Origin of the sequence: Coxiella-like endosymbiont, assembly GCF_002871095.1 — a bacterium.
In the GTDB taxonomy this organism is placed as follows: domain Bacteria; phylum Pseudomonadota; class Gammaproteobacteria; order Coxiellales; family Coxiellaceae; genus Coxiella.
This window is the reverse complement of sequence record NZ_NSHJ01000119.1, coordinates 1-8,216: the sequence shown is the minus strand read 5'-3', so window position 1 is coordinate 8,216 and position 8,216 is coordinate 1. Positions and strand designations below refer to the sequence as shown.

Genomic DNA, 8,216 nt, shown 5'->3' with positions numbered 1-8,216 from the left:
TGTCTCGACAAGATAATAATCGTTTTTTATCTTATTTTTATAAGCTTTCTAAAATTTTATTCTAAGGCATTTCTTCGCTTTCTTTAGTCATGTTGCGATTATCTAAGTAAGAGGAAAAAATAAAAATAAGAGAAGAAAATAAAATTCTGCTTAACGAAGAACCTCATGGCTGGATACAGAAAAACAAAAATCTCAACTAAACTGAAGGAAATTTAACTTTTCTACAGAATATTTTTATTTACCTTTTCTTAAATGTTAATCATTTAATGATTAAAGTACTGTAGATAAGCTAACTCCATAACTTGTTATTACATTCTGAAGTATAGAGTGTAAAAATAATTCAATATAGAATACTATCTCTATAGATAGAGAGCCAATTTTTTTAAACGTCTAGATTCTCAACAGATAAGGCATTTTGTTCAATAAAGATGCGGCGAGGTTCAACCTGATCGCCCATTAAAGTAGTAAAAATTTCATTTGCTATTACAGTATCTTTAATGCTTACAGATAAAAGGCGGCGACTTTCTGGATCCATTGTAGTGTCCCATAATTGTTCAGGGTTCATTTCTCCTAAACCTTTATAGCGTTGTATTGTTAATCCTTTTTTTTCTTCTTCAATAAGCCAGTTTAATCCCTCTCCAAAAGAACTCACTCCTTGTTGTTTGTTATTACGTTTTATGTAGGCTCCAGCCTCAATTAATTCTGATATTTCTTTATATAAATTAATAATATGGTGATAATCAGCACAGCCAAAAAAATCTTGGTTAAAAGAATATTGTTGAGTAATTCCGTATCTAGTAATTGTAAGAACCGGTAAATATAGTTTTTGTTCCTCGTCTTTTTTGAGATAAAAATGATATTGAGTACCGATTTCGATTTTTTTTTCTAAAAGTTGGTTTTCTAATTCTTTGATCCAACTGTTTACTTGTGATTTGTTATGCAGTTGTTCCATCATTAATGGAGTAATTTCTAGTAACTCTTTTAAAATAGTAGATGGGTAACGTTTACTGAAACGCTTGAGGATTCTTGTAGTAGTTTGATAATGAGAAGCCAAGCGTTTGAGTGCTGATCCACTAATGGCAGGAGTATGAGGATTCACATAAAATTTAGCATCATTTAAGGCCCATTCAAGCAGTAAAGCGTCAAGTGCTGAATCATCTTTAATATATTGTTCTTGCTTGTTTTTTTTTACTTTATAGAGGGGTGGTTGAGCAATGTAAATATGACCTTGTTCGATCAGTGTCGGTATTTGCCGATAGAAAAAAGTGAGTAAAAGTGTACGAATATGAGCACCATCGACATCCGCATCGGTCATTATGATGATTCGATGATAACGTAATTTATCAGGATTATATGCTTCACGACCAATTCCACAACCCAGAGCAGTAATTAATGTACTGACTTCAGTAGAGGAGAGCATTTTTTCAAATCGGGATTTCTCTACATTAAGAATTTTACCCTTTAAAGGTAAGATAGCCTGATAGCGGCGATCGCGAGCTTGTTTGGCTGAGCCGCCTGCTGAATCCCCCTCAACCAAAAATAGTTCACATAGGGAGGGATCTTTTTCTTGACAATCGGCCAATTTTCCAGGTAATTTACCAATATCTAGTATGTTTTTCTGTCGCGTCATATCACGGGCTTTTCGTGCCGCATGTCGTGCTTGGGCAGCATCAAGAATTTTTAAAGCAATAGCACGTGCTTGTTTGGGATTTTCTAAAAGATAGTCGCGAAATTTTTCAGCTACTGCACTTTCAACTACAGGTTTAACTTCCGTAGAGACTAATTTGTTTTTTGTTTGTGATGCAAATTTAGGATTAGGTAGTTTAATGGAAAGTACGGCTGTTAATCCTTCACGAGTATCATCACCGTTAATAGGGACCTTTCTTTTCTTACTTAGTCCTGTATTTTCAATATAATTATGAAGTGTTCGAGTTAATGCAGCTCGAAATCCAGATAAATGTGTTCCTCCGTCACTTTGGAAAATATTGTTAGTGAAGCAAAAGATGCTTTCTTGAAATCCATCATTCCATTGCATGGAAACTTCTACGACAATGTCTTTTTCTTCGGTAGCAAAATAAAAAACATCTGGATGAAGAGTGGATTTTTTCTTATTGAGGTACTCAATGAATGCTTTAATACCTCCTTTGTATTCAAAAATATCTCTTTTTCCGGTCCGTTCATCGAGAAGCTCGATGCGTACTCCTGAATTTAAAAAAGAAAGTTCACGGAGTCGTTTGGCTACAATATCATAATGAAATTCAGTATTGCTAAAAATATCATCACTGGGTTTAAAGCGAATTTGCGTTCCTGTTTGATTACTTTTTCCTATTATTTTTAAAGGAGCTTGAGGAACTCCGATTTTATAAAATTGATAATGAGCATTTCCATTTTGGTAGATAGTCATATGAAGCTCTTCCGAAAGAGCATTGACTACTGAAATTCCTACACCGTGAAGACCACCAGACACTTTGTAGATGTTTTTATCAAATTTTCCACCCGCATGGAGTACAGTCATAATAACTTCTGCTGCTGAGCGACCTTCTTCTGAATGAATTCCTGTAGGAATTCCTCGTCCATTGTCCTGTACAGTAACAGATCCATCGGCGTGAATCATGATCAAAATATGAGTACAAAAACCAGCAAGTACTTCATCCATGGAGTTATCAACAACTTCAAAGACCATATGGTGAAGGCCAGAGCCGTCATCTGTATTGCCAATATACATGGCCGGTCGCTTACGAACTGCATCTAAGCCCTTAAGAACTTTAATTGTTGAAGAATCATATTTTTGGGAAACACTGACTTGCATTAATACTCTAAATTAGGTTGAAATAGATTATTTTTAATTTTCTAAAAAACAAAACGACTTAATTGTATCATAAAAGAGCGTATTTGTTAGGTTTATTTAATAAGGGTCTTTATTAGGTTTATTCTTGAGTATAGTAATTTTAGTGAAGATTTTGAAGCGCAAAAAAAAATAAATAACCTATGGTCATCTAAAACATAGGTGATTAGTTAAAATTTTGTTTTTCGAAATAGCTACTAAGTATATGAATACATTGTAAGTTTATAAGATACTTAGATGTATATTTTTACTATAATACAGATAGAACTTCAGATAGAAATTAAATTCTTTGTTAGTTAGAAATATTGTAGAAAAATTGAATAAATTAATGAGCTTTTAGTATCTATCATATTTTTGAAAAAGAGTATAATGATTCCTTGAGGTTCCGATTGTTATAAATATTATATGATTTTAATCAAGAAAAATATCAAGTATTCTCTTGAATACTTATTAAAAAGTATTCAGACAAGAAGGTTACAGACAAGAAGGTTAGATTATATGCTAACTAATCGCTCTATTTTGGAAGAATTACAAATTGTAGCAAAACACTGAGAACCTCAGTATAGATTCCTTCTTTTCTATACCGATCAATTGTAGAGAGCAAGCAAATATATTTAACTGTATGTATGAAACAGTAAAAACACTGTTTTGATTAGATACACGAAAATATTGTGGAAAAAGATATAAAATATGTGGCGTATATTCATAGTCTTCATTAATTTATTTAGCATCATTCCCCCATAATTTTTATGGAGAGCAGATTGTAATATTATTATGAGTGTATAATAGTCATACAGGATAAGTATAAGCTTTAGTAAGAAATGTTTGATCAAGTGAAATGAAGAAATTTTTAAACTAAATTTTAAAAAAATATAATGCTTTATTTGGAGTTAATTTTCAATAAGGAAAATACATATCATACCCATTGTATGAATGCTTATTTTATCTGATGATATGAATTTTAAATTTATAAGCTATCGTAATTTATGATCTATCGTAATAAGTAGTATTATTATGATTTTAGGGTTTACCTATGAGCTAGTAAATTACTACTAGGTACGGAGAAATTCTATTTTTGAGAAAAATGAAGTCCATATAAATTTCAACTATGAGGCAACTAAAGTTAGTATTTTCTTTTCCCTAGAAAGAAAATAGATAGCAGGATATTCTACGTGAAATAAGGTACTCTCTCTATAGAAGTTTCAATTTCTTTAACATTTATTCTTCTGATCAATTTTTTTGATAAATAGTTGATATTCTAGTTGATTTTAAGAATTGATTACTCGATGACCTTTCTTAGTCTCTAATTCTTTCTGACCGCTCATTGATTAAGTCAATCAGTATGGTTTAAGTTTTTCTCTTTGAGAAAAAGTTTTTAAAGTAAGATAAACTGGGTAACTAACGAGTTTTTATTTTTTTAAGATCGAATATCTTGAGATAAGAAGATTACAAACAAATCAACAGTTAAATTAAGTGTCAAAGTGTTGAGGCCCACTTTTGTTATAGCCGAGCTATACAGCTTGCCTGAGATTAGATTAAAGCTTTGATCTAAAAGAGATTATTTTTAGAGACTAACATCAATAAATAATGAGGTAGAATACTTGAGTGAAATACAAAATACTAAAAATCTAGTTAAAAAAGTTTTTCATTCAGAGACAACCTTTTTGCGTCATAAATCAATAGACTAAATATCTTCAGAAAGCCATTAGTTCTAATATAGTAGTCATTTTATTTAGTAATTTCATTGAGTGTAGAAGTTGTAATTTTAAAGCTACATTTATCCTTCTTCTAAGGAGCGTTAAATATGTTGCCATGTAGGAACAAAAGTAGGTGTTTAATATGAAACAATATAGCTAATTTAAAATTTCCGATGATTTTTTGATACCTTCTAGACAAAAAAACGAAGATTCACAGCGCTTAATAATACTAAGAGGTAATTTTTTTAATGATAAATCTTATTGAGAAACTGTTTTATTATCAAGTTTTTAAAGTCAATTCCTTGTGATTCATACTATTTAACTCCCAAGAGGGGGGGGTAAGGTATTCCTATTCTTTCATATAGTTAACGAATACGAAAAAATTATCAGCTATATGTTGGATAAGTTGTTAAGTAAGGTGGATTTAGAAGGATTTTCAGAGGCCTAAAAAATAAATCAATTTTCGAGTAAGTTTGTTGTTTTTCTAGATTTATTAGGGGTCAAGACAACATTAAACCGGGAAGTAGGAGAAATACCTATTTCTTTACAGTGTGTTATATTGATTAATTTTTAATAATGTAATGTGTAATGATTGGTATCCAATTAAAGTCGCATAGGCATGACAACAAAGATACTCTCTATTCGATTTTTTGCCTCAGTAACTAATAAACTACTGTTTGAATCAGAGAAGGTTAAGATCACGTTTCCTCGCTCAACAATATTTAAAATATCTAGTAAATAATTAACGTTAAATCCAATGTCTAACTCTTCTTTAGAGTAATCAATTTTAATTACCTCTTCAGCTACTTCTTGTTCCGAATTAGTGGATAAGATACGTAATAATCCGTGGCGAAGCTCGAAGCGGATTCCCTTAAATTTTTCATTATATAATAAAATAGCAGTTCGACTCAGTGCTTGCTTGAACAGATCCCGATCGATAGTGATTTGTTTAGTACCTCCTTTGGGAATAACTCGTTCATAATCAGGGAAACGGCCTTTGATTAATTTAGAAGTAAAAGTAAAATCTATAGTAGACACAGATACATGATTCTTCCCAATCATTAAGGTAACAGGATTTTCGTTGTCAGTTAGAAGTCGTAATAATTCAATTACTCCCTTTCGAGGAAAAATAACTTGTAACTGATGCTTAATACTGGTGTCAATTTCAAAGAGCTGGGAAGCAAGACGATGTCCATCGGTAGCAACAGCACGTAATTTAGTCGGACGCATTTCGAGAAGTAAACCGTTTAAATAAGATCGTACATCTTGCTGGGCCATAGAAAAATAAGTGCGCTGTAATAAGCGATAAAGTTGATATTGAGGTAGGGTCAATTTCAGATAATATTCTAGCTTCTCTACTGTCGGGAAATGATCAGCCGGTAACGTCGACAATACAAAGCAACTTTGGCCAGAACGAAATATAATTTTTTCTTTATCGCCATGTAATTCAATAGGTGCGTTTTTGGGCAAAGCACGACAGATATCTATTAATTTTCGACCTGGTAAAGTGAATCGGGAAGCCTCTAAATTTTCATTACCTAATTTTGTTTGTCCTATTAATTCAACTTCCAGATCTGTGCCTGTAATAGAAAGCAGCTTGTTTTCGGTGGATAGTAACACATTAGAGAGAATCGGTAATGTTTGTTTACGTTCCACGACCCCAATAACTTGTTCTAAAGGTTTTAAGAGCGTTTCACGAATCAAGTGCAGTTTCATGTGCGGTTCCTTATTTTCCTTATTATTAATAATTATTAATAAAATTTTTTGAATATTAATAATTCAAATTAACCTGATAAAATTCGTATTAGATTCTTATAATCTTCTAAAATATCTACTGAAGTGGTGAGTAGTTCTTTCACTTTACGGCAAGCATGTAATATGGTTGTATGGTCTCTCCCACTAAATGCATCTCCAATTTCAGGCAGACTATGATTCGTAAGTTCTTTAGCGAGAGCCATTGCCATTTGACGAGGTCTCGCAATAGAACGGCTTCGCCGTTTGGCCAATAAATCAACTACTTTTATTTTGTAATACTCAGCTACGGTCTTTTGGATATTTTCTATAGTAATCAGTCGGGCTTGAAGTGTCAGTAAATCTTTAAGTGCATCTCGAGTAAATTCAACTGTTATGAGTTGTCCTGTGAAGTGGGCGTTAGCAATAACCCTTTTTAAGGCACCTTCGAGCTCTCGTACGTTAGATTGGATGTGTTTCGCTATAAAAAATGCTACCTCATGAGGTAAATGCATTTTTAATTGTTCAGCCTTTGTCATCAAAATAGCCACCCGAGTTTCTAATTCTGGTGCTTCGATGGCCACGGTTAATCCCCATCCAAACCGCGATTGTAGTCTTTCTTCTAACCCATTAATTTCTTTAGGATAACGGTCACAAGTTAATATGATTTGCTGCTGACCATCAAGCAGAGCATTAAAAGTATGGAAGAATTCTTCTTGGGATCGATCCTTCCCAGCAAAAAATTGAATATCGTCAATCAGTAATGCATTTACTGAACGATAAAAACGTTTAAAATCATTCATTACATTGTGTTGGAGGGCTTTGATCATATCGGCAACAAAGCGTTCTGAGTGTAGATAAAGAACTTTTATTTCAGCATTGTTTTTTAAAATTGCGTTGCCAACAGCATGCATTAAATGGGTTTTGCCTAAACCTACACCTCCATAAATAAATAACGGGTTATAGGCTTGACCTGGGTTTTCTGCTACTTGAGTAGCGGCTGCTCGGGCGAGCTGATTAGATTTACCTTCTACAAATGTTTTAAAAGTAAAATTACTATTGATATTAGTGTGTGAATGAATAACCGGAGTTTCAAGAATGCTTTTATGGATTGGGGTGTGAATCTTGTTTTTGGGCTCAGCTTCTGTGGAAGATTTACTTCCAATTTGTAGTTCTATTTTCAGAGGTGTTTCAGTTAATTCATCAAGAACCTCTCGAATTCGATTGATAAATCGCTCATTAATCCAATCCAGCACAAATCGATTAGGCGCTAGCAATAATAAACTGTTTTTTTTAGATTCTACAGCGTGTAAAGGTCGAATCCAAGTATTATATTGTTGTGGCGGAATTTCGTCACGCAAATAATTAAGACACTTGTCCCATAAAGATGTTTGCACGGACATAGGATATCTTTACAAATTGAATGTTAGAATTTTGTAAGGAATGTATTGTAACTTGGTGTTGAGAAGTTATCTATAGCCAAATGAATAAAGCAAGCTAATTAAAATTTTTTTTAGAATTTTTATTTTCGAAATGATGTATTGTACTAAAACGAAAGTTAAACCTAAAAACTTATACAATAAATATTATATTAATAAATATTGTATTATTGAAAAGGTAGATGAATAAGTTTCAATATTTAGTTTTATTGATGGTAAATTGATACGTTTTGATTTCTCAGGTTCATCTGGTATGGGTGGATGTAAAACCGTTACCTTAGATAAGAAGGGCTGAGTAATTTTTTTAAAGTAAAGAGTGTAGTTTTTGAAAGAGACGTGTATAAAAAAGATGAAGGTAGTATTGCCAATCCTCCGAGTCTTAAAGGTTAAGTTTTTGATATTTTGTATCTTTCTAGATAAGGATCTCTAGGAGATCTATTTTATGAAGCATAAATAGCAATAGGGATGTTATTACTAAAAAAGTTATTAGGTATGAATAATATT

General features: G+C 32.4%; 3 protein-coding genes. All 3 read right to left on the bottom strand.

The features are described 5' to 3' along the window. Positions 1 to 382: 382 nt before the first annotated feature. Positions 383 to 2,809, bottom strand: a complete 2,427-nt coding sequence (gene gyrB / locus CLERM_RS02740; RefSeq protein WP_102157068.1) for a DNA topoisomerase (ATP-hydrolyzing) subunit B — start codon at positions 2,807 to 2,809, stop codon at positions 383 to 385. 2,336 nt (positions 2,810 to 5,145) lie between these two features. Beyond that, positions 5,146 to 6,258 carry a DNA polymerase III subunit beta gene (dnaN, locus tag CLERM_RS02735; protein ID WP_102157067.1) on the bottom strand — a complete coding sequence of 371 codons (1,113 nt, stop codon included), beginning with the start codon at positions 6,256 to 6,258 and terminating at the stop codon, positions 5,146 to 5,148. 68 nt (positions 6,259 to 6,326) lie between these two features. Next, positions 6,327 to 7,676: a chromosomal replication initiator protein DnaA gene (gene dnaA, locus CLERM_RS02730; RefSeq protein WP_102157066.1), complete on the bottom strand. Its 1,350-nt coding sequence runs from the start codon at positions 7,674 to 7,676 to the stop codon at positions 6,327 to 6,329. Positions 7,677 to 8,216: the final 540 nt, after the last annotated feature.

Bases quoted from the DNA above. Each gene is read 5' to 3' on its own strand.
- dnaA (WP_102157066.1), bottom strand. From the start codon at position 7,676: ATGTCCGTGCAAACATCTTTATGGGACAAGTGTCTTAATTATTTGCGT.
- dnaN (WP_102157067.1), bottom strand. From the start codon at position 6,258: ATGAAACTGCACTTGATTCGTGAAACGCTCTTAAAACCTTTAGAACAA.
- gyrB (WP_102157068.1), bottom strand. From the start codon at position 2,809: ATGCAAGTCAGTGTTTCCCAAAAATATGATTCTTCAACAATTAAAGTT.